Genomic DNA, 25382 nt, shown 5'->3' on the forward strand with positions numbered 1-25382 from the left:
ACATCAAAAAACGAACAATCATGTTTAGGAACTATATCAGAATCGCTTGGAGAAACCTAATAAAAAGGAAGGTGTTCACGGGCATAAACATTTTGGGATTGGCCATTGGGTTTGGAAGCAGTGTTTTAATCTATTTGTTCTTGAGCTATCATCTCTCTTTTGATAATTTCCATGCAAATTCTGATCGAATTTATCGAATGGCCACCGAGGAGCACAGGGATTTGGTCGAATACGAACCCAGTGTTCCTCCGGCATTTGCCAAAACTTTTAGGGAAGACTATCAATACGCAGAAAAAGTTGCCAAAATTGCCACCCAACATGGTTTTGTACTTCACTCCAAAAGGAATGGAGAGGTCGATAAGTTCAAACAAAATGTAGCTTTTGTGGAAGAGGATTTTTTCCAAATCTTCAATTTTCCACTACTAAATGGAAGCAATGAAGTTTCCCTTTCCGAGCCAAATACTGCAATAATTACAGAGGACCTTGCACAAAAGATGTATGGCAAAACCGACGTGGTAGGAGAAAACTTTGTTCTTGAGAACGACAAAACAATTCGAATTACCGGGGTATTAAAGAATCTTCCAAAAACCACGTTCCTGAAGACCGAGGTGTTCGTTGCCTTTAAAAATTTAGAAGACTTTTTTGCATTCGCCGCCACTGAGAGCTGGAACGGAATTACCAGCAACCTTCAAACTTTCGCATTACTAAAACCAAACCAAAATATTGCTCACATTGAAACCGCGCTTTTAGAACTTCCCAAAAAACATAGGGCAAAAAGTAAGAATAGACATGTTTATAAATTACAACCCCTGAACACTATGCACTTTGATCCACTTTATGGAGGGTTGGACCCTGTGCTATTGTGGGTGTTTGGTATTATTGGACTTTTCTTAATTGTTGTTGCCTGCATCAATTTTATCAATATTTCCACGGCGCAAGCTTTTTATAGGTCCAAAGAAATTGGGATGCGCAAAGTATTGGGAAGCTTCAAACAGCATTTGTTCTGGCAATTTCTATCAGAAACCTTTGTGATTAGTCTTTTCGCCATCCTTATTGGGGTCGGACTTGCCGTTCTCTTCCTTCCTTCATTCAACGAGCTTTTTCAAATTGAATTATCGACCAAAGATTTATTGAGCATCCGATTTTTTGGATTCCTACTATTGGTTTTGGGCTTGGTATCTTTTCTTTCAGGAAGCTACCCAGGCATTCTAATGTCACGTATTGTTCCTGTATTGGCCCTTAAGGGAAAACTGAGTCATAATGACACTGGGGGCAATACCACAAGAAAAGTGCTTGTTGTGGCCCAATTTGCAATTTCCATTACTCTTATAGCTGCAACCCTGATCATATCAAGGCAGATAGATTATGCGGTAAATACAAATCTCGGATTCAACAAAGAGTCCATAGTCATGGTAGATATTCCTGATGATATAGAATCTGTTCAGCTCCAAGCGCTAAAAAATCGATTTAATCAAATACCGGGAGTTCAAAGCACTACTGCTTGTCTGAGCAGTCCAGGTGGATCGGTGAGCAGATGGGGCACCGGGGTAAAATTTCACAACAAACCGGAAGAAGAGGAATTCAATATTCAAATAAAAGCTGGGGACATTGATTACATCAGCACATTTGACATCGCCTTGGTTGCCGGCAGAAACTTCTTTAAACACGATTCCCTTTCCGAGGTCTTGGTCAACGAAAGATTTGCCGAAAAACTTGGCTTGGCTGATCCACAAGAGCTACTCGGAAAGAATATTGAAGCAAGCGGCGGCAGTGTAAAAGCTACCATAGTGGGTGTGGTAAAAGACTTTCATGATACTGATTTTACTCAAGCAATAAATCCAGTTTTCATTGGTGCAAACAACAATTGGTATAACGAGCTGGCTTTTAAAATAAATATGAACAACACCAAAACCACCCTGGATCAAATTGAACAGGTATGGACCGATACTTTTTCCAATTACGTATTCGAGTATCACTTTTTGGATGATAGGGTAGCAGAACAATATGAAACTGAGCAACGGTATCTTTCCTTATCGAAAGTCTTCTCAGGATTGGCCATATTGATTGGCTGTCTCGGATTGTACGGTTTGATCTTGTTCTTTGTTGGACTACGCACCAAAGAAATTGGGATTCGAAAAGTGTTGGGAAGCAACGTCACCAACATCCTGGCTTTGTTCACTGCCGATTTTTTCAAACTGATATTGATTGCAGGAGTGCTTGCAACTCCAATTGCATGGTACCTCATGGAGCAATGGCTCCAAGGTTATACCTATAGAACAGAAATCCATTGGTGGGTATTCGTTCTGGCCATAGTTTCCATTATGGTCATAACGCTACTGACCATCAGTTATCAAACATTAAAAGTAGCCGTTACAAGTCCCGTTAAAAGCTTAAGGACAGAATAAATCAATCAAAAAACAACAGTCATGTTTAAGAATTATCTAAAAACCGCTTGGAGAAACTTACTCAAGAACAGGGTGTATTTGTCCATAAATACTATTGGATTGTCTATAGCGATTGCCGTTTCCTTTTTGATGTTGCTTTGGGTTTTTGACGAGTACGGAGTGAACAAATTCCATGAAAAGGATAGTCAACTTTTTTTGGTAAAACGAACCATTCCGTTGGAAGAGGGAGTTCTTGACGTTTATAGTGGCATCTCTTATCCCTTGCTCAAAGCATCCAAAGAAACGTTTCCTGAGGTTGAGGAATATATTACCATTGGAGCCACATTCGAGGACAATCTTCGAATTGAAAACACGGACTTTAGGGCTCCAGGGGCCTTCACCAACGCGGCCTTTTTCAAATCTTTCTCCTATCCTGTGCTTGTTGGCGATATCAATGCACTAGATGAAAAACCAGAGGCCATAGCAATCTCGGAGCGACTTGCTAAACGGTTTTGGGGTGATGAATGGCCGCAAAAAGCCTTGGGAAGTCCAGTCCATATTTATGACAATGGTGATTTTGCAGTCGAAGCAGTCTACAAAGATTTTCCAACGCAGTCTTCGATTCAAAACGATTTTTATTATGGTTTCCAACGTCATTTAAGCCAGAATGATTGGATGCTCGAATGGGGCAACAATGGCATGCAGGGAGCCTTTTTACTGCGGAAGGATGCAGATTCGGAAGCGATGGCAAAAAAAATCGAGATGCTTTTTCAAGAAAACATTTCTGGGGAATTTAAGGAGGGTATTTTGATACAAAAATTTTCCGAAAATTACCTTTATAATCGCTTCGATGAACAGGCGCAAGTGGCTGGTGGACGTATTGAATATGTTCGGATTTTTGCCTTGGCCGCCATCTTTCTATTGGTTATTTCCTGCATCAACTTTATCAATCTTTCCACCGCCTATGCCACTAAAAGATCTGGTGAAATAGGCGTCCGTAAAGTTGTTGGTGCTAAGAAGAACACGCTCGTGGGTCAATTTTTTATAGAGACCTCAATCATTACCTCTTTGGCCTTTATTATTGGTTTGACAATTTCCGCTTTGTTATTGCCCTCGGTAAATACCTTAACTGGAAAACAGTTGGCCATGGATTTTGCCACCCCGCAATTATGGCTTATCATTTTTGGGGTGTTTGCTTTCACCACACTTTTGTCGGGAGCATATCCTTCAATGATTATCTCCTCATTCAGACCGATTGAAGCTTTAAAAGGAGTTGGCAAGGAGCAAAAGAACACCGTCTCTTTACGAAAGGGGCTGGTTGTGCTGCAATTTTCATTGTCCATCCTCTTGATTATTTCGGCTTTGGTCATTCAAAACCAAATAGATTATGTCAACCACAAAGATTTGGGCATTGCAAAAAATCATATCATAACCATACACCAGGATCAAGTAATTACCGAAAAATACCAAGCCTTAAAGAATGAGCTGATCGCCTCAACGGGTATCGAGGATGTCACTTTGGTCGGCCCCTCGCCTTTGGCAACACCTGCATCGAGTAGCGGGGTAAGTTGGCCAGGGAAAACCCAAGAACAGGAAAATATTGAATTTGCACTTTTATGGACCGCACATAATTTCCCAACCACATTTGACATTCCTCTCCAGGATGGCGACTACTACAGAGAAGCTTCGCAGGACACCTTGAATCTGGTCATCAATCAAACAGCTGCAGATTTAATGCACTTGGGAGAGAATCCAATTGGAAAAACGATACAATTATGGGGGGCTCAGCGTCAAGTCATGGGAGTGCTCAAAGACTTTCATAACAGATCATTGTACGAGCCGATACAGCCTACCATCTTTTTATTGGAGCCTAATAATGCCGGAGAGTTGATGATTAAATTGGATGGAAGCAAGACAGAGGAGGGCTTGACTTCAGTTCAGACAGTTTTTGAAAAAGTATTGCCAGATACGCCTTTGCATTACGATTTCCTTGATGAAGAATATGCCGCAAACTATAGAACGGAAATCTTGACCGGAACGCTGGCCCGTTATTTTGCGTTGATTTCAATTCTGTTGTCCTGTTTGGGTCTCTTTGGTTTAGCCACTTTCGTGGCCAAACAGCGCACCAAGGAAATCGGTATCCGAAAAGTGTTGGGAGCCAGCATCAACAACATTACATTTTTGATCTCGAAGGATTTTTTAAAGTTGATAGCGCTTGCCATAGTAATCGCATCTCCATTGGCTTATTATTTTATGGACGAATGGCTTAGCGATTTTGCTTATCGCATAAATATCCCTGTTTGGGCTTTCGGATTGGCCGGGACCTTGACCCTTTTTGTCACCCTGATCACCATTGGATTCCAAGCTGTAAAGTCTGCCATGGCCAACCCTGTAAACAGCTTAAGAACCGAATAACAGAAACATCATGTTAAAGAACTATATTAAAATAGCTTGGCGGAATATCATCAAAAACAAGGTGTATTCGATAATCAATATCGGTGGTTTGGCCATTGGTTTGAGCTGTTTTTTACTCATTACCCTTTATATCATCAAGGAGCTCTCCTATGACAACTACCATGAAAAGGGCAACCAAATTTATAGGGTATTGCACCACAGCAATCCAGATGATCCGTCCAGTGACTGGGTATGGGGCAATGCCCCTGTAGGACCAGCTTTAAAAACCGATTTTCCGGAAGTTGTTGAAAAAGCCCAATTCTCCGGTCGTTCGGCAATCCTATTAAAATATGGGGAGAATGCCTTCCAAGAGAACGATTGTTTTTATGCCGATGCTACAGCCCTTACATTATTTAGTTGGCCTTTGATCTCTGGTGATGCGGCAACAGCTTTGGAGGCTCCCTATTCCATTGTGCTTACTGAAACTACCGCCAAGAAGTACTTTGGCAATCAAAACCCCTTGGGAAAGACCATTGAAGGTGTGGGTGGAAGAGCCAATGACGGCATCTATACGGTAACAGGAGTCATGAAAGATGTTCCTGAAAACTCTCATTTTTCATTTGATGTATTGATGTCCATGGGAAGTTTCTATCAATCGCGCTCGGAGATATTTGATATGTGGGGCTATGTTGATTTTTATACTTATGTATTGGTCTCCAATAATTTTGACGAAAAAGCATTCGAATCAAAAATTCCAGGGTTTTTGGAAAAACATCTTGACGTTGTTTCCAACGATGAATACTACTATAACATCTCACTGGAATCCTTAAGCGATATATACTTACATTCAAAAGCCGATCGACAGCCCGGAGTAACCGGGAGCCTTGCCAACATCTACATCTTTGCCATCATAGGCCTATTCATTTTAGTGATTGCCTGCATTAATTTCATGAATCTTTCAACGGCTCGATCATTGGAAAGAGCTAAGGAAGTAGGTGTAAGAAAGGTCATTGGAGCCGATAGAACAGGTCTCATCTACCAGTTCTTTGGAGAATCGTTGGTCTTGGTGTTCCTATCATCCATTGTAGGCTTACTATTGGTTTTCTTGGCTTTACCATCAATGTCGAACCTTACAGGATTAAGTTTTAATGCTGAAGACGTCATTAATCTGCAATTGCTCCTATTCTTTTTTGGTACTGCTTTGTTGACCGCCATTTTTTCTGGCAGTTATCCAGCACTAGTCCTTTCAGGTTTTAAGCCGATTAGCATCTTAAGAGGAACATATAAAAAATCACCTCAAGGAGCCAACTTAAGAAAGGGACTGGTCATTTTTCAATTTAGTCTTTCCATCGCCTTGATTGCGAGCACCATAATTGTATATAATCAGCTTGGATACATGTTCAATAAGGACATGGGCTTTGACAAAGAACAACAATTGGTGCTTGATTTTAACTGGGATCAAGAGGTCATTGCAAATATGGAGACCATAAAAAATGAATTCAGGGCAATGCCCAATGTCTCCTCTGTTTCTATGTCAAGAACAGTCCCTGGAAGTCATTTCCCTGCCGCAGGAACCACAATAGAATTAGCTTCCGGACGTATGAAAAATTTCAGTCCATATATCTATGAGGTGGACAACGATTTTATTCCACATTATGAAATAGAAATGGTTGCAGGAAGGGCTTTTTCTAGAGATTTTCCAACCGATAGCGTTTCTTCGCTAATTGTCAACGAAGCCGCCGTAAAGAATTTCGGATATACCGACCCCAATGAAATTATTGGCAAAAAGTTTGATCAATGGGGAAGACAGGGTACCATCATTGGTGTGGTCAAGGATTTTAACTATTTGTCACTCCACCAAGAAATTGCACCTTTGACATTACGTCAAGTCCCATACGGACAGTTTTTTTCACTGAAACTCCGTTCAGACGACTACTATACCACTATTTCGGAGATTCGCCAAAAATGGGCAGATCTTGCGCCCCATCGTCCATTTCTATACAGCTTTTTAAACGCTTCCTTTAATGAACAGTACAAAGCCGATGTACGGTTTAGAAAGTTGTTTACTTTTTTCTCGTTTCTCGCCATATTCATTGCTTGTCTAGGCCTCTTTGGCTTGGTCACCTATAGTGCACTGCAACGTACCAAGGAAATTGGTATACGAAAAGTTTTGGGTGCAGAGGTTACCAATATCATAACCTTAATGTCCAAGGACTTTATCAAGTTGGTGGGGTTGGCCCTGTTTATTGCCATCCCCTTTTCGTGGTATGCCATGCATCAATGGCTGAAGGATTTTGCCTACCGAATAGAGATTCAATGGTGGGTTTTTGCCCTCGCTGGAACGTTGGCCCTACTCATTACATTTTTTACCATTGGGTTTAGAGCCGTAAAAGCAGCCCTTGTTAATCCTGTAAAAAGTCTGAGGACAGAATGAAATTAAATTATCATCAAATTAAAAAACGAACATCATGTTAAAGAACCATATTAAAATAGCTTGGCGCAGTCTTAAAAAACAGCCCTTCTTTACATTTCTTAACATTTTCGGGCTGGCCATAGGCATAGCAGGTGGCCTTCTTATCTCACTTTATATTATTGATGAGTTGAGCTACGACACCATGTTTGCCGATGCGGATCGGATACATAGGATAAATGCCGACATTAAGTTTGGTGGGGAAGATCGAAAATTTGCAGTTAGCCCGGCCCCCATAGCGGAAGCCATTGAAAATGACCTATCAGAAGTGGAACTCACCACTAGGTTCCGAACCAGGGGCAGTATGCTTTTAAAACGCTCTGGAACTGAAGTCAATGTAAAGGAGTTACAGTCCACCTTTGTGGATTCTACCTTTTTTAAGATGTTTGGCATAAAACTGTTGGTGGGCGATATAAAAACTGCTCTATCATCCCCAAACACACTGGTTCTTACCAAGACCGCCGCTGAAAAACACTTTGACATCAACAATGCGGTGGGCCAGACTTTGTTATTGAACAACACCCAAACTTTTACGGTAACGGGTGTTATTGAAGACTTGCCGAAAAACTCCTTTTTAAGGGATCATACGGTTTTCATGGCAATGGCAGGTTATGAGGATTCCCGTGTTGTAAACTGGGGAAGCAATAACTATCAAACCTTCATCAAATTGATTCCTGCTGCGAATGTGGCAGATATTCAGCAACCCTTGCGCGATTTTTTAGGTAAGTATGTGATTCCAGGGGTGCAACAATTTATGCCCGGAATTACTGAGGAGCAGTTTAAGGCCGCTGGCAACCATCTGATCTACAGCACCATTCCGCTTACCGATATCCACCTGAATTCTGATAGGGTGGCAGAAATAAGCCCTAACAACAACATCCAAAGTATTTATATTCTAGGTTTTATCGCGGTGTTTCTCCTTGTTTTGGCCTGCGTGAATTTTATGAACCTATCCACGGCATATTCCTTAAAAAGAGCAAAAGAAGTTGGGGTTCGAAAAACATTGGGTTCCAATAAAACAGATCTTATCCGTCAATTTTTGGTGGAATCCGGGCTGGTTTCTTTTGGTGCCTTGATTGTGGCAATTGTTGTTGCAATTATTGCCCTCCCATTTTTCAATGATCTAGCGAACAAAGATATTGCCATGCCCTATAGCAGCCCTATTTTCTGGCTGGTTTTGATTGCTTCAGGTGTGCTTCTAGGACTTTTCTCTGGAAGTTATCCCGCATTCTTCATGTCGAAATTTATGCCCGTTAAGGTGCTTAAAGGATCCAATAGCAATAGTTTGGGTGGAGGTAAAGTCAGGAATGGTTTGGTCATTTTCCAATTTGCCATTTCCGTTTTTCTCATTGTCGGCACCTTGGTGGTTTATCAACAATTAAAATATATCCAGAATAAAGACCTGGGCTTTTCCAAAGAGCAGGTTCTTATCGTAAATGATGTCTATACGCTTGGAGATAAAAGAGCCTCGTTCAAGGAAGAGGTCAAAAAATTGGGGTATGTTGAAAATGTTACTTTAAGTAGTTATTTTCCAACCCCTTCATCAAGAAGTGACAGCACCTTTGCACCAGAAGATGGATTAACTGCCCAAGAAAGAGCTGTAAGCATGCAAACGTGGGGTGTCGATGAAGATTACATCTCCACACTTGGATTTGAAATCATTGCCGGAAGAAATTTTGACAAACGATTTAAGAATGATTCCACAAGCATCATTGTCAACGAATCCGCCGTGGCCACTATCGGATTGACTCCGGAAGAGGTCATTGGAAAACGGTACACTTCTGATCTTGGAGAGGAGAATCCCGTATTTCACACTATAATCGGGGTTGTTAAGGATTTTCATTTTTCCCCCTTTCGAGATGATATTGAAGCCTTAAGCTTAGGCCTTGATAAATTTGCCGGCTCAATGGCCATCAAATTAAACACCGGTGATTTTCAAAATGCCATCTCGGGTATTGAGGCCGAATGGAGCAAACTTGCTCCTGGCCAACCTTTCGATTATTATTTTATGGAGGATTCCTTCAATAAAACATATCAGGCCGAACAACGGTTGAGCCATATATTTTTCATTTTTACCTCACTTTCTATCTTAATCGCTTGTTTGGGATTATTTGGATTGGCTGCATTTAATGCGGAAAAGCGAACCAAGGAAATCGGGGTTCGAAAAGTGCTCGGTGCAAGTGTAGGTCAAATCACCTATAAGTTGACCCAAGATTTTCTTCGGTTGGTTGGTGTCGGCATTTTAGTGGCATTGCCCATTGGGTGGTTTGCCATGGACAAATGGCTCCAAGATTTCTCCTACCGAATTACAATCGGCTGGGAAGTATTTGTAATAGCTCCTTTATTGGCGGTTACCATTGCAATTTTTACTGTTAGTTATCAAAGCATTAAAGCTGCAGTGGTGAATCCGGTCAAAAGTCTAAGAACCGAATAAACTATAAAAATGAAAGCATCATGTTTAAAAACCATATTAAAATTGCTTTCCGATTTTTTTTAAAGAACAAACTTTTTACCGGCATCAATATTCTTGGGTTGTCTATCGGGATAACAGCCTTCATGCTATTAGCCCGGTATATAGCTTTTGAAAAAAGTTATGATCAATTCATTCCCCATAGTGATGACCTTTATCGAGTAACCCTTACCTCCAACTTAGGTGATAAGGGTTTTTATACTTCTGCCACCAACCATCCTGCTGTGGGCCCTGCCTTGGAGCGTGATTTTCCCGAAGTGGAAAGCTATGCGAGAATTGTTGATAAATCCATCGTAACCGGAGGATCCGTAATCCTTTCCTATATCAATGCCAATGGGGACGTAATAAAGTCCGATGCAAACGACGACCATATTTGTTTTGCAGACAATGCCATTTTGGACATGTTCGATATTCCTCTGCTATATGGTGATCCATCAAATGCACTTGAAGAACCCAATACCATAGTGTTGACAAAAGAGATCGCAAACCGCTTTTTTGGAAATGAAGACCCCATGGGGAAAATCATCAAAATAAACAACGGTTTTGAATTAAAAATAACCGGTGTATTCGATGATCTCCCGCAAAACTCACACTTGCCCCTCGGAATAGTAGTTTCTTATGCAACCTTTCCCAAAGGCGGGGATTTTGACAATAGTTGGGTGTGGCCTGAATTTTACAATTATGTGCGTTTGAAGCCAGGTTCCGATCCACAGCTAGTTCAATCCAAATTTCCAGCTTTTGTCCAAAATTATCTTAGTGACATAATGAATGAACATGGTTTTGAGGCTAGTTTTGACCTACAACCCGTAACGGATATCCATCTCACATCTAACATCAGCAAGGAAATCTCAGCCAACAATAGCAAAGGGACGTTAAATTTCTTGCTCATTGTGGCGGGATTCATCATTGCAATTGCGCTAATAAACTTCATTAATTTATCCACAGCCAAATCTATGGAAAGAGCCAAGGAGGTGGGCTTAAAAAAAGTTGTTGGGGCCAACAAAAGAGCTTTGGTACAGCAATTTTTGTACGAATCCCTCTTAATCAATTTCTTGGCAATGCTCCTTGCATTTCTACTTATAAGCCTATTGATGTCCCCCTTTAATACTTTGGTAGGTATCGATGTTTTAAGTTTTTCCATGTGGGCAAAATGGGAGGTCTGGGCCACGATATTGGGAATATTTCTAGGTGGAGGAATCTTAGCTGGCCTTTATCCCGCATTTGTGCTATCCAATTTTGTTCCCATTGAGGTCTTAAAGGGGAAATTCCATTATAGTTCCAAGGGAAATTCTTTGAGGAAAGCTCTTGTTGTGGTTCAATTCTCCATTTCCATTGCACTTATCGCCGGCACTTTCATAGTGTACAACCAATTCTCTTACATGCAAAACCAGGATCTTGGATTTAAAGCAGATCAGAACTTGGTGGTAACAGCTCCCATTTATTCCGATTCAACCATGCAGCGTAAGATTACTTCCTTTAAAAGGGAACTCATGAAGAATCCAAAAATTGGAGGTGTGGCCCTGTCCAATGAAATTCCAGGAAAACCGGTGTCATGGTCAAATTTGATTCGGAAACCCCAAGATAGAAAAGAAACGGCCTCAGGAGCGTACTATGTTTCCTTAGATCATGATTTTATCAAAACCTATGATATTGACTTACTAGCAGGTCGCGATTATGTAAGGGAAGATGCCAATTTCTACAACGATGAAGCCAACGCACAAAATTCCAAAACCAGCAGAGTTCTCATCAATAGGTCTGCTGCCAGAGTTTTGGGATTTTCCAGTCCTGAAGAAGCCATTGGCAAACGCATGATCTTTGAGCTAAGAACAGAGAGAAACGCCGAGATTATCGGAGTGGTTGAAGACTATCACCAACAATCACTTCAAAATGAGTATCAACCGATGGTCTTCCTATACTTTGATTTTTACAATGCTGATTATATCACCATAAATATTTTAGGGGGAAACAATATAAAGGATGCGATTTTCGACATAGAGTCCACATATAAGGACTTCTTCCCCAACGATTTGCTAAACCATTTCTTTGTTGACGAATATTTCAACCAACAATACCAAGCTGATCTGAAATTTGGCACCATTTGTTTACTCTTTTCCATTTTGGCCATTTTTATTGCTGCTCTTGGTTTATTTGGAATGGGGTCACATATGGCAATCCAAAAAATCAAGGAAATCAGTGTGCGAAAAGTATTGGGAGCCTCGGTGGGTCAAGCGCTAGTGATTATTCCCAAAAAGTTGTTGGGCTTGGTGCTGATTTCCAGCCTAATTGCTCTTCCCATAATCTATTTTATCACAAAAAAATGGTTGGAAAACTATGCCTTTAAGATTGAAATGGGGTTATGGATGTTTTTAGTTCCATTATTGATCGTCCTGGTGATAGCAACCCTTTCAATTTTAGCGCAATCCCTTAAAACTGCATTAATCAATCCTGCAGATTCACTTCGAACAGAATAATCAATAAAAACAAAGGGTCATGATAAAGAACCATATAAAAATTGCTTGGCGAAACCTACTAAAGAACAAGATTTATTCATTTATAAATATTGGAGGATTGGCAATAGGTATTACCGCCTGTTTTATGATTCTTCAATATGTGGTCTTCGAATTGAGCTATGATCAGTTCCATGTAAATAAAGATCAGATATACAGAATACAGCAAGATCGATATGACAACGGAAAGCTTTCAACGCAATGGGCCGGTGGTGCCTATGCCGTGGGAAATTCTTTTTCCGAGCAAATCCCGGAAATTGAAAACTACGTAAAAGTGATTCCTTCTGGCGATATCATTGTAGAGGTCGATAACAATCCACTAAAAATCGATAAGGTCTATTTTACGCAAACTTCATTCTTCGAAATCTTTTCATATGACCTTATTGCCGGACAATCAAGCGCAATTTTAGATCGTCCGAATACCGCGGCAATTTCTGAGTCCACTGCCATGCAAATATTTGGCACCACAGATGTGGTTGGACAAACCTTGACCCTAACGGGTTTAAGAACCTATAGCATTACCGGGGTTTTTAAGGACATGCCTCAAAACACGCATCTAAAAGCCAATATGCTTGCTTCCTATCCCACCTTTTTAAACGTTATTGGGGATGATACTCCGGACACCAAATGGGATTGGGACGGATGCCTTACTTATGTGGTACTTTCAGAAGGTGCGTCCCCAGCAACAGTCGAAGCTAAGTTTGATCCAATCGTGGAGGCACAGGCAGGTGAACTTTTAAAAAGGTTCAACGCTTCGGTGACCTATAATTTACAGCCTCTTGCAGACATCCACCTAAATTCCAACTATATGGAAGAAGCTGAACCCAATGGTAATGGTGATATGGTATATCTTCTCCTTGGGGTTGCACTTTTTATCATTGTAATAGCGTGGGTCAATTATATCAATCTGGCAACCGCTAGGGCAGTGAACAGGGCAAAAGAAGTCGGAGTGCGAAAGGCTATTGGCTCCTTGCGAAAACAATTGATAATTCAATTCTTCTGCGAGTCCGCCGTGTTTAACGGTATCGCTCTTCTTTTGGCCATTGTACTTATGGTGATCTCAATGACTGGTTTTAACCAACTTTCCGGGCAAAATATTTCATATACCTTATTTTCAGAAATCTATTTTTGGATTGGCTTGATTACCATTTTTATTGTTGGCATCACTTTATCTGGGTCATATCCAGCGTTTGTTCTATCAAGTTTCAAACCCGTTGAAGTCCTAAAAGGAACCGTTACAAGTGCAAATCAAGGGCAGGTTTTGAGAAAATCATTAGTAATCTTCCAGTTCGCAGCATCCCTGTTTTTGCTTATTGGATCTTTTATCGTCTACAAACAAATCAATTATATGAGGGGTCAATCCTTGGGAATCAATATTGATCAAACCCTGGTCATAAAACCACCAATAGTTTCGGATTCAACCTATTCAAACCAAAAGGAATCTTTTAAAATGGCCCTGCTGCAATATCCTTTGATCGAAAAAGCAGCTGTGTCATCTACGGTTCCAGGTCAGGATGGTGGAATCAACGCCGGGGGCATTCGACTTGTATCCCAAAGCGACAGCGAACAAAAGCAATATCGATTTATTCGGGTAGACCATGATTTTATGGACTTGTTTGATACGAAAGTTATTGCAGGCCGAAGTTTTTCGAAGGATTTCGGTGCAGACAAGAGCACTGTTGTCTTTAACCGAAAAGGTATCCGCCAATTGGGATTTGACAACCCAGAAGAAGCCATTGGAAAGGAAATTGAATTTTGGGGCAATCAATATATCATTGTTGGTGTCATTGAAAACTTTCATCAACAGTCCCTTCACCAAGCTTACGAGCCTCTTATCCTTTGTTTGGTTCCAGACGTATATGGCTATTTCTCCATGAAAGTAAAACCCGAACAGGTAGCCCAGACATTAACACTGGTTCAAAATGAATGGGACACTTTCTTCCCTGGGAACACTTTTGAACATTTCTTCCTTGACGATCATTTCAATGCACAGTACGTTCAGGACAAACAATTTGGCAAGGTGTTCACCTTGTTCACTCTGTTGGCCATATTGGTGGCTTGCTTGGGCCTATTCGGTCTCGCATCTTTTACCACATTGCAAAGAACCAAAGAAATTGGTATCCGGAAGGTGTTGGGAGCTTCTGTGGTCAACATTCTGAAGCTGCTCTATACTGAATTTGGAGCCTTGCTGATAATCTCGTTTATAATCGCAATTCCATTGGCCTGGATCATGGCGAACAACTGGCTTGATGGCTATGCCTTCAGTATTTCCATGCATTGGAGTTTTTTCATTTGGCCATTCCTTTTACTGATGTTCATTGCCATGCTTACGGTAAGCTTTCAATCCTTAAAAGCCTCAATGGCCAACCCAATAAAGAGTCTTAGAACCGAATAAATCAACCAAACACGAAGTCATGTTAAAAAACTATGTCAAAATTGCCTGGCGGAATTTGGTAAAGAACAAGTTAAGTTCTTTTATCAACGTATTTGGACTAACTCTTGGAATAACGGTTTGTGTTACCATCCTCATTTTTGTTCAGTACGAGGCAAATTTTGATGCTTATCATAAAAATGCCGATCAAACATTCCGGGTTGTACAGCACAATAAGTTACCCAATGAAACCCTTTATTGGAATACAACTGCTTATCCCTTGGCTGAAGCGCTAAGGAATGATTTTCCAGAAATCAACCTAGTTACACAAATCTCCGGGCCAGAAAGCAGGGTATTCAAGGTGAAGGATGGTCTGGGAAATGAGAACCTTTTTGAGGAGCCCAAAGTTTTGTTCGTGGATGAATATTATCCGAAAACTTTTGATTTGGTGTGGTTGGCTGGCAATGAAAGCACAGCGCTAAAAGAAATAAATTCCGTTGTGCTCACTGAAAGTTTGGTAAAACGTTATTTTCAGAGTCCCAATAACTATCAAAATGTACTGGGTAAAACCATTTATCTACAGAACAATGACCCCATGACGATCACTGGGATAATAAAATCCCCAAAAGGAAATTCCGATCATCAATACAATATGTTGATCCCTTACAAATTCTTCAAAGCCAACAATTCTTATTTTTCGACAAACTGGTCTGGAAACTATCAGGGCACAACTTATGTGGTTTTGAAAAATTCTTCTTCCAAAGCGGGTCTAGAAGCCAAAATTGCAGGCTGGAAAAAGAAATACCTCAATCCTCAGGATAATGATCGCATTTCGTATTACCTACAACCTTTGAAAGAGGTACACAATGAAACACTCTATGGAGCGAGTCCTGGAGGTTACATTATTCCCAAAACCATACTTTCAACAGCTACCGTTATAGCGCTATTTATTCTTCTGATAGCTTTAATCAATTTTGTTAACCTTGCTACCGCACAGGCCTATTCAAGGTCAAAAGAGGTTGGGATTAGGAAGGTGGTTGGAAGCAATAGAAGACATCTAATTCTTCAATTCATTCTCGAAAACAGTCTTGTTATCTTACTCGCCTCCTTTATGTCCATTGCTGCAATAACGGCGCTGCTCAGATTGTTGAACAACCATATGATGGTTATCGATTTACAGTTGAGGTTTCTACCAGAACATTTCATTTATATAACAATGACTACTGTATTAGCCATGCTTTTGGCGGCGGTATACCCAGCATTGTTTCTATCCGCTTTTGAACCTATTAAAGCTTTAAAAAATAAGTTTGAAGGAGCAAAGAACGATAAGGTTAATTTAAGAAAATCCTTGGTCACATTTCAGTTTGTGGTTGTTCAGTTGTTTGTAATAGCAGCAATTATTTTGGCTTTTCAAATGCGTCACTTTAAAAACAATGACCTTGGATTTCACAGAAATACGGTTGTCATTACCAAAGCTGCAGAATACCCAAAATCCAACATACTCAAAGAAAAGTTGCTTGCTGAAGCAATAGTTTCTGACGTTTCTTTTGGCTCTGGCCCACCGATGGCCGTAAATGGATTTCAGCTTGGAACAAACTTTCGCTTACCAAAACAACCTCAGGAAGAGTCGTTGGAAGCAGAAATGAAAATTGTAGATACCGAGTATCTTGATTTTTATGATTTGCAGTTATTGGCTGGGCGAAATTTTACATCAAACAAAGAGGCTTTTGATGAGTTTATAGTAAATGAAACCTTGGTAAAGTCCTACGGCTGGACCCCAAATGAAGCCGTTGGTCAGCGAATTCAGATAAATGAGGGAACTGCAACAATTGTTGGGGTTGTGAAGGACTTTCATAATAATTCGCTTCAATTCGATATTACTCCTTGTATTCTTGTTAATTGGATTTATTACCTAAATAATGCGTTTATAAAGCTTAATGATATAGATTATTCATCATTATCAATCATTAAAACCAGGTGGGAGGAAACATTTTCTGATGACATTTATACCCATCAATTTCTAAATGATGCAATCGCCAAAGAATATACTATTGAAAACATGATCCTCACTGGTTTTGGAGTGTTTTCACTTCTTTCCATTTTAATAGGTTGTTTAGGGCTTTTAGGGTTAATGTCCTTTATGGTTTCCAAGAAAAGTCGGGAAATTGGCATTAGAAAAGTATTGGGAGCTTCGTTATTGCAAAACGTTTCCTTATTCTCTAAAGAATACATTAAGCTTGTAGGTTTGTCATTTGCCATTGCGGCTCCCTTGGTTTATTATTTTTCGAACCTGTGGTTAGAGGGTTTTAGTTATCGGATTCAACTTTCACTGTGGATGTTTTTGTTCGGAGGCCTTGCCACATTGGCAATAGCAACAATTACATGCAGTATCCAGTCTATAAAAGCATCTTTGGCCAACCCAATAAAAAGTCTTAGAACCGAATAAATCAATCAAATACAGAATCATGTTAAAAAACTATATCAAAATTGCTTGGCGGAATCTCACAAAGAACAAATCCTATACAATAATCAACGTTGGCGGATTGGCTCTTGGAATGGCCGTTACCTTGATTATTGGCCTTTGGATGGAAGATGAGCTTACCCATAACAGTTATTTTGAAAACAAGGATAGGATTGCCCAGATTTTCCAATCCCAGACCTTCAACAGCCAAATAAGCACGGGACCTGCAATTCCAAGACCACTAGAAAAGGCTTTAAGGGACGGCTATATGGATAATTTTGAGCATTTGGTCATGTCGTCCTGGCAAAACTCGCAATACCTCAAGTATGGCGAAACCAGTATCTCTAGACGGGGGAATTTTATGCAACGTGAAGCTCCAGAAATGTTGAGTTTAAAAATTATTAAGGGTGAAAAAGATGGACTTCGTGAAATAAACTCCATTATGCTTTCAGAAGAAACCGCCCAAACCCTGTTCGGTAATGAAAACCCAATAGGCAAGATAATCAAAGTAAACAGCCAGTATGATATGATGGTAACCGCTGTTTATGAAAACATCCCATTCAACAGCTCCTTTAAAGAGCTACACTATGTAATGCCGTGGGCTAAATATATTACCGGTCAAAATTGGATCAAGGAAGCAGAGGACAATTGGGGCAACAATTCCTTTCAAATGTTTGTTCAAATAGGCAAAAACACTTCAATGGAAAGTGTTGTCGCTACCATTAAAGATGTAAAGAAAGATCAGGCCGGTGAGGACTTTTTACAATACAACCCGCAACTGCACCTATTGCCAATGAAAGATTGGCACTTACGCTCCCGCTTTGAAAATGGGAAACAGGCTGGCGGAAGAATAAAATACGTTTGGCTCTTTGGAATAATTGGAGCTTTCGTATTGCTTTTGGCCTGTATCAACTTCATGAACTTGAGCACGGCCCGCTCTGAAAAACGTGCCAAGGAGGTTGGTATCCGAAAATCTATAGGCTCACAACGAAATCAGTTGATCAATCAGTTTTTAGGTGAATCGTTCTTGGTGGTACTCTTCGCATTTGCCATTGCTATGTTGATTGTTTTACTTTCGCTTAACGGGTTTAATGAGCTCGCCCGAAAAGAAATTTCTTTTCCCTGGGACAAGCCTTTCTTCTGGGGGGCTTCAATTTTGTTCATTTTGTTTACCGCATTGTTGGCAGGGAGTTATCCGGCAATGTATTTGTCCTCCTTCAATCCTGTTGAGGTGCTCAAAGGTACATTTAAAGCAGGTAAGCACGCTGCCACACCAAGAAAGGTTCTCGTCGTTTTTCAATTCACGGTCTCAGTGGCATTTATCATCGGAACTGTAATTGTAATGCAGCAAATAAACCATGCCAAGAACAGACCTGTAGGGTATGACAAAGAGGGTCTGGTACAGATTCCTGTGATGAGCCAGGATTTTGAAGGGAAATTCGAATTAATGCGGGACATGTTTATAAATTCAGGAGCCGCTGTGGCAGTTTCCTCTTCAAGTAGTCCAACTACATCGGTATGGTCTAACTGGAGTGGATTTAAATGGGAAGGAAAGCCCGAAGGTTTTCAGGAAGATTTTGCATGGACACAGGTTTCTCCAGAATATGCCAAATCACTCAATCTCAAAATCGTACAAGGGAGAGATTTTTCACGCGAAATGGCAACAGACTCCAATGCTGTGCTACTAAATGAAACGGCGGTCAAGTACATGGGTTTAACAGATCCAATTGGTAAATTCTTGTTAGACACAGATACGGAAGACCCAAGACCTCCTTTAAAGATTATTGGGGTGGTACAGGATATTATAGTACAATCACCCTATGAACCTGTAAAGCAGGCTGTATACGCCTTTGATAAATTTGGAAATGCTTCATACTACAATCTACGATTGAACCCAAAACAAAGTTCCAGTCAAAATCTTGCCATCATAGAAAGAACTTTCAAAGAACAGTTTCCCAATATTCCGTTTCAGTACGACTTTATTGACGAAGAATATGGTCAAAAGTTCGCTGCCGAAGAACGCATCGGAACTCTTTCCGGAATTTTTACCGCATTGGCCATTTTGATAAGTTGTCTTGGGTTATTCGGCCTGACTTCCTTTGTTGCAGAACAACGTACCAAGGAAATTGGCGTTAGAAAAGTACTTGGTGCTTCGGTATTCAATGTATGGAATATGCTTTCCAAAGATTTCTTAAAGTTGGTCACTTTCTCCTGTTTTATTGCTGTCCCTATTGCGTATTATGTGATGAATGGCTGGCTTCAAGAGTACCCCTATCGGGTAATCCTTGAATGGTGGATCTTTGCTTTGGCCATGATGGGTGCCCTATTGGTCACAGTGGTCACAGTGAGTTTTCAGGCCATAAGGGCCGCAAAGGCTAATCCGGTTAAGAGTTTGAGGACGGAATAAATTCAATACTACAAATCAATCAAAAACGAATGCATATGTTGTTTAACGAAATCAAACTGGCCCGCAGAAAATTGTGGAATAAAAAAAGAAGCTCCTATACCAAATTATTCAGTTTGGTTCTAGGTATCGTCTCTGTATTTTACATCGCTATCTATGTTCATTATGAATTTAGCTTTGAGGACTTTCATGGGAATGCGAGAAACATTGTAAAGGTAAATACCAAAATACAATCCCCTACCGGTAACCTTGATCTGGGACTAACAGCAATCCCAATTGGGCCTTATATAAAATCTGAATCTCCACAGGTCAAAGATTATGTTCGGATCAACAAGGAACATGGGAGCCACTCCATAAGATATGGTAACCATCTGTTTTCGGAAAGCGAGAATATTTACTATACGGACTCCAGTTTTTTTGAAGTTTTTAGTTTTGGTTTTTTGGCTGGCAATGCCGAAACGGCTCTCACGGGTCCTGATAAAATAATACTTACCGAAGAAAGTGCCGCAAAATACTTTGGTTCAAAAAACCCCCTTAATGAAATCTTGCTCTACGATGGCAACCCCTATACTGTATCAGGGATAGTGGAAAACGTCCCCTCAAACTCGCATTTGCAGTTCGATTTTTTGATTTCCATGGACACCTTTTTAAAGGAAAGACCTGAAGCTGCCGAAAATTGGGGATGGTTCCCGATGAACACCTATTTACTACTTAATGATAACACAGATCCATCGATTGTTGCTAATCAATTAGGACAAGTCCCACAATATCTGGAACCGAGCAATACCAATGATCAGTACTTTCTTTCCATCGAACTGCTGAAAGGGCTTCATTTAAGTTCGGCTAAACTTGGGGAGCTTGGAACCAAGGGTAAATTGTCCAATCTCTATATCTTAATCGGGGTGGGTTTAATGATCTTTCTTTTGGCCATATTCAATTTTATCAATCTCACCACGGCAGAAGTTTCAACACAGGGCAAAACCGTTTCTGTTCGTAAAACCTTGGGCGCTTCAAAGAAGGATGTCTTCAGACAGTTTTTTGTTGAGTCCATTTTGTTGACTTCAATCGCGACATTAGTATCCATCCTTATAATATTGATTTCATTTACGTCATTTGAACAATTCTTGGGGTCAACAATAGATCTATCCCTATTATCGAATCCATTGGTACTGATCGGTCTACCTTTGGTTCCTGTAATGCTGTCAATGTTGGGGGGCATATATCCAGCAGTTCTTTTTGCAAAAATCCGGGCAATCTATTTACCAAAACCAGGAGGAAAACAATCACAGTACATCAATACCAGAACTTCATTGCTCGTCTTTCAATTTTCTATCACAAGCATTTTGGTAGTAGGTTCTTTACTGATCTATTACCAACTAAATTATATGGAAAATCAGGATTTGGGTATGGATACCTCCCAAAAACTGGTATTGGAATATGGGCCAAACGGTGAAATTGGGACTTCCTATGAATCCTTGAAACAAGAATTTGGCAAAATTCCAGGAGTAGAGGGTGTAACTTTTAGTTCTCATGTTCCTGGCCAGGTTCCCAATGGGGTGTCTACCCAAATTAAGGGTGTCAACGGAAGAACAAACAGTGGTGAAATAAGCCTTAATCTTATAGACCATGATTTTATAAAAGATTATGGTTTACAATTAATAGCTGGTCGAGAATTTAGGGAAGGTCCTGCTGACAATAACACAGCGCTTATTTTAAACGAATCTGCGGTGAAAGCCTTCGGTTATGCAGATCCCAATGATATTCTTGGGGCCACTTTTGAACAGTGGGGCGGCAATGGAGAAGTTATCGGTGTTGTGAAGGATTTTAATTATTTATCCCTACATGAAAACATAGGTTTGTTGTCCCTGAAGATTTGGCCGGAACAGTTTATGAAAATAAGCTTTCAAATTTCGGAATCCAACATCAAGGAAACCTTAGCGTCCATCCGGACCAAATGGACAGCGTTATATCCAAATATTCCTTTCAACCATTACTTTGTTGATGATAATTTTCAAGCACAATATCTCAAAGATCAGCAGTTTGCAACCATCATAAACGTATTTACCCTAATTTCTATCTGTATTGGGATACTGGGACTGATAGCTTATGCCAATTTTTGGTGCGAAAGGAGAAGAAAAGAAATGTCGATTCGCAAGGTTCTTGGAGCTAACGCCTCTCGTTTGGCTTGGAAACTATACCAAGGATTCAGTATTCCTGTTTTGATTGGATTTTCAATCGCGATACCTGTTTCCTACTATCTCGGAAATCAATGGCTGCAGGGGTTCGCCTATCGATTTGATCTAAATTGGTACTTTTTTGCAACACCACTTCTTATCTTGTTGACTCTTGTTTGCATGGCTGTGGGAGCACAGACAATAGGGCTTGTTTTTGCCAATCCAGCCCATAATTTAAAGGAAGAATAAAAACTATAAAATTTGATAAATGCTACTACAATTAAACAATATTTTTAAATGGGTCAACTCGGGAGGCCAGCGTATTTTTTTGTTGAAAGATATCAATCTATCTGTTGAAGAAGGTGAGTTTATTTCGGTGATGGGTCCTTCTGGGTCCGGAAAGTCCACCTTATTGAATGTCATCGGAATGTTGGATGGATTTGATGAGGGGGAATACCACTTTTTGGACGAATCCGTGCATTCCTTAAAGGAAAAGCATCGGGCCAACCTATACAAAGAATATATTGGGTTTGTTTTTCAATCCTACCATCTATTGGACGAACTGACCGTAAAGGAAAACTTGGAAATGCCGCTTCTGTATAAAAAATATAAAGGGGCAGAAAGGAAAGCAATGGTCGCGGACATGTTGGATAGATTCAATATTGTGGGCAAGAAAGACCTTTTTCCTGCTCAACTCAGTGGAGGGCAACAACAACTTGTAGGTATAGCTCGGGCATTGATTTCCAATCCAAAGTTGATCCTGGCCGATGAGCCTACTGGAAATCTCAATTCTGCCCAAGGGGAAGAAATCATGGAACTGTTCAAAAAGCTCAATGATGAGGGGGTTACCATAATACAGGTGACACATTCCGAAAAGAATGCCGCTTACGGTTCCAGAGTTATTAATTTATTGGATGGAAGAATGATTTAAAAGGTGATATCTCTTCTCTGGGTGGCTAGAGTTATTGACCTTTTGTATAATAGTTCATATATCAAAATAAGGATATTATTGCACGCTTCGCGAATCATACTTCCCCTGAAATATTCGAGAAAATTAGTGTAATTCGTGTCCAACCGATGGATGTCATTTCAAATCTAATCAAAGATTGCGGTTTAGGCCAATTCAGCTAATTCCTTTCCGATTAGGCTGCCCAAAGCAACACCCATTCCTCCCAAACGGACACCACAATGGACATTATTTGACACTGATTTGACAATTGGCGTTTTTTGTTTGCCCACTCCCATGATACCGCTCCATCGCTGTTCTATTTCAACGGATTGGTTTGGTAAAATCACGGTTTCCAGTAACTGTTCCAATTTCTTTTGGATCAATGGGCTGCTACCAAATTCCATGGTCTCTTCAGTTTTAAAATCAAGGTTTCGCCCACCTCCAAACAGGATACGGTTATCTATGTTTCTGAAATAATAGTAGCCTTCATCCAAATGAAAGGTTCCCTTTATGTTCAGGTTTTTTATGGGTTTGGTTACTACTACTTGGGCCCTTGCCGGCAAAATGGTCTCGTTCTTCAGCAATTTAGCGGCAAATCCGTTGGTGGCCACAAACACCTTTTTGCTATTGAGAGAAAAAGAATCGGTTTGGATGGAAACACCGCTCTTCGAATCTTCAAAACCGGTTACTTCCACGGCATTTAAAATTCGGACCCCATTCTTTAGTACTTTTTGAAGCAAGGTATCCATCATCTTTCCCGTATCCAATTGTCCTTCGAATTTGTGGGTAACATAATCATCGAAAATACCTTCAAATCCAAATAAATTTCTCGTTTTAAGGAAAGGTTGCTCGCCAAAAATTGGTTTCAACAATTCGTTGAGTTTATCCATTCCGTCCAAACATCTTTCATACAAAGTTTGGTCATTTTTTAGAAAAAGTTCATGCCCTCCATGTAGAGCAAAACCTATCTCTTTATCACCTAAAAGCTTTCGCAAAAGTTTAATCCCTTCCCATCGTTTTCTGACGAGTTGAAAGATCTCTTCCTCATTATGTCTATTCATATCTGACAAAAGCTCTGAAATACTTCCAAAACAAGCAAATCCAGCATTCTTGGTGCTGGCTCCTTGTGGTAATATTCCTTTTTCAAGAATTAGAATCTTGCTTTTGGGGTACTTTTCCTTTAGGTGCAAAGCACAGTTGAGCCCAACAATTCCACTTCCGATAACCGTGAAATCCACATCGGTCAACCATGTCTTATTTTCCCAATAACTGAGTTCCATTGGCGTTTCGGTCTGACACGAAGTTCATAAATTTTCCCGAATCATTTTAAGTGCTCCCACAAAATTAGTCGGAGTGTCTTCTTTAGTTTTTGGCAAATAAAAAACCCCGACTTTCATCGGGGCTGATTTAATCTTGGTATTTTGGATCTATTTCAAAATCCTCCATAAATTTGGTGGTATAGTTTCCAGCCAAATAATCTGGATGATCCATCAACTGTCTGTGGAAAGGAATAGTGGTCTTAATTCCCTCTATTACAAACTCATCCAATGCCCTTCGCATTTTATTGATCGCCTCTTCCCTTGTTTGGGCAGTGGTTATCAATTTTGCGATCATGGAATCATAGTTTGGTGGAATTTTGTAGCCACTGTACACATGGGTATCCAAACGAACGCCATGTCCTCCAGGTGTATGTAAGGTGGTAATTGCCCCAGGAGATGGCCTAAAATCGTTATACGGATCTTCCGCATTGATTCTACATTCAATAGAATGAAGCTTTGGAAGATAGTTTTTTCCTGAAATTGGAACTCCCGCAGCTACCAAAATCTGCTCACGAATCAAATCATAATCAACAACCTGTTCCGTAATAGGGTGTTCCACCTGGATACGGGTATTCATTTCCATGAAGTAAAAGTTTCGGTGTTTATCCACCAAAAACTCTACCGTTCCCGCGCCTTCATATTTGATATATTCCGCCGCCTTTATCGCCGCAGCACCCATTTCCTCCCGTAATTTGTCAGTCATAAATGGAGATGGTGTTTCCTCGGTCAATTTTTGGTGTCTACGCTGAACTGAACAATCCCTTTCAGACAGGTGGCAGGCTTTTCCGTATTGGTCGCCCACAACCTGAATCTCGATATGACGTGGCTCTTCGATTAACTTTTCCATGTACATTCCACCATTGCCAAACGCAGCGGTTGCTTCTTGCACGGCACTTTCAAAGTTGCTCTCCATTTCATCCTCTGACCAAATGGCACGCATTCCCTTTCCACCACCACCAGCGGTAGCTTTGATCATTACGGGATAGCCCATTTTCTTCGCGGTCTTTTTGGCATCAGCTACGTCCTTTAGAAGACCATCAGAGCCAGGAACACATGGAACTCCCGCTTTTTTCATGGTCTCTTTGGCCGTAGCCTTATCCCCCATTTTATCAATCTGTTCCCCGGAAGCACCGATAAATTTTATCTCATGTTCCTTGCAGATTTTCGAGAATTTGGAATTTTCTGAAAGAAATCCATACCCTGGGTGAATTGCATCTGCATTGGTGATTTCTGCCGCGGCAATTATATTTGGTATCTTTAAATAGGACTCGTGACTTGGTGCCGGGCCAATGCATACAGCTTCGTCAGCGAACCGAACGTGAAGACTTTCTTCGTCCGCTTTGGAGTAAACAGCAACAGTTTTGATGCCCATTTCCTTACACGTTCGAATAATTCGAAGTGCGATTTCGCCCCTATTCGCAATCAATATTTTTTTAAACATAATTCCTTGAATTTTCAATGCCCAGATTCCAAATTCTG

The 25382-nt window shown here is 40.5% G+C and carries 12 protein-coding genes; 10 read left to right on the plus strand and 2 right to left on the minus strand.

From position 1 onward, the window contains the following. Window positions 1–20: 20 nt before the first annotated feature. Genes ACULLH_RS01225 through ACULLH_RS01270 form a run of 10 tightly spaced genes read left to right on the plus strand, consistent with a single transcriptional unit; the run spans window position 21 to window position 22566 of the window. Window positions 21–2405 (plus strand): ABC transporter permease, encoded by a 2385-nt coding sequence (locus ACULLH_RS01225; RefSeq protein WP_454086902.1) that lies wholly within the window; start codon window positions 21–23, stop codon window positions 2403–2405. A 21-nt stretch (window positions 2406–2426) separates the two neighbouring features. Then, window positions 2427–4799 (plus strand): FtsX-like permease family protein, encoded by a 2373-nt coding sequence (locus tag ACULLH_RS01230; RefSeq protein WP_454086903.1) that lies wholly within the window; start codon window positions 2427–2429, stop codon window positions 4797–4799. Window positions 4800–4809: 10 nt separating this feature from the next. Then, on the plus strand, window positions 4810–7212 hold the full coding sequence (locus tag ACULLH_RS01235; protein ID WP_454086904.1) for an ABC transporter permease: 2403 nt from the start codon (window positions 4810–4812) through the stop codon (window positions 7210–7212). 34 nt (window positions 7213–7246) lie between these two features. Beyond that, entirely contained in the window at window positions 7247–9682 is a 2436-nt protein-coding gene (locus ACULLH_RS01240; RefSeq protein WP_454086905.1) for an ABC transporter permease, read from the plus strand. A 20-nt stretch (window positions 9683–9702) separates the two neighbouring features. After that, entirely contained in the window at window positions 9703–12189 is a 2487-nt protein-coding gene (locus tag ACULLH_RS01245) for an ABC transporter permease (RefSeq protein WP_454086906.1), read from the plus strand. 19 nt (window positions 12190–12208) lie between these two features. Continuing rightward, window positions 12209–14620: an ABC transporter permease gene (locus ACULLH_RS01250; protein WP_454086907.1), complete on the plus strand. Its 2412-nt coding sequence runs from the start codon at window positions 12209–12211 to the stop codon at window positions 14618–14620. A 19-nt stretch (window positions 14621–14639) separates the two neighbouring features. Further along, the gene (locus ACULLH_RS01255) at window positions 14640–17042 is read left to right on the plus strand and encodes an ABC transporter permease (RefSeq protein ID WP_454086908.1); all 2403 of its coding nucleotides are present in this window, start codon (window positions 14640–14642) and stop codon (window positions 17040–17042) included. A 19-nt stretch (window positions 17043–17061) separates the two neighbouring features. Then, on the plus strand, window positions 17062–19464 hold the full coding sequence (locus ACULLH_RS01260; protein WP_454086909.1) for an FtsX-like permease family protein: 2403 nt from the start codon (window positions 17062–17064) through the stop codon (window positions 19462–19464). A gap of 35 nt (window positions 19465–19499) precedes the next feature. Further along, window positions 19500–21884: an ABC transporter permease gene (locus tag ACULLH_RS01265; RefSeq protein WP_454086910.1), complete on the plus strand. Its 2385-nt coding sequence runs from the start codon at window positions 19500–19502 to the stop codon at window positions 21882–21884. 19 nt (window positions 21885–21903) lie between these two features. Further along, entirely contained in the window at window positions 21904–22566 is a 663-nt protein-coding gene (locus ACULLH_RS01270; protein WP_454086911.1) for an ABC transporter ATP-binding protein, read from the plus strand. Window positions 22567–22748: 182 nt separating this feature from the next. Here the strand turns inward: ACULLH_RS01270 and ACULLH_RS01275 are convergent, their stop codons facing one another. Both ACULLH_RS01275 and accC read right to left on the minus strand, forming a co-directional pair. Then, window positions 22749–23864 (minus strand): NAD(P)/FAD-dependent oxidoreductase, encoded by a 1116-nt coding sequence (locus ACULLH_RS01275; protein WP_454086912.1) that lies wholly within the window; start codon window positions 23862–23864, stop codon window positions 22749–22751. A 127-nt stretch (window positions 23865–23991) separates the two neighbouring features. After that, window positions 23992–25344 (minus strand): acetyl-CoA carboxylase biotin carboxylase subunit, encoded by a 1353-nt coding sequence (gene accC / locus ACULLH_RS01280; RefSeq protein ID WP_454086913.1) that lies wholly within the window; start codon window positions 25342–25344, stop codon window positions 23992–23994. Between the last annotated feature and the right edge of the window lie 38 nt (window positions 25345–25382).

It is taken from the genome of Flagellimonas sp. 2504JD4-2 (assembly GCF_053642935.1).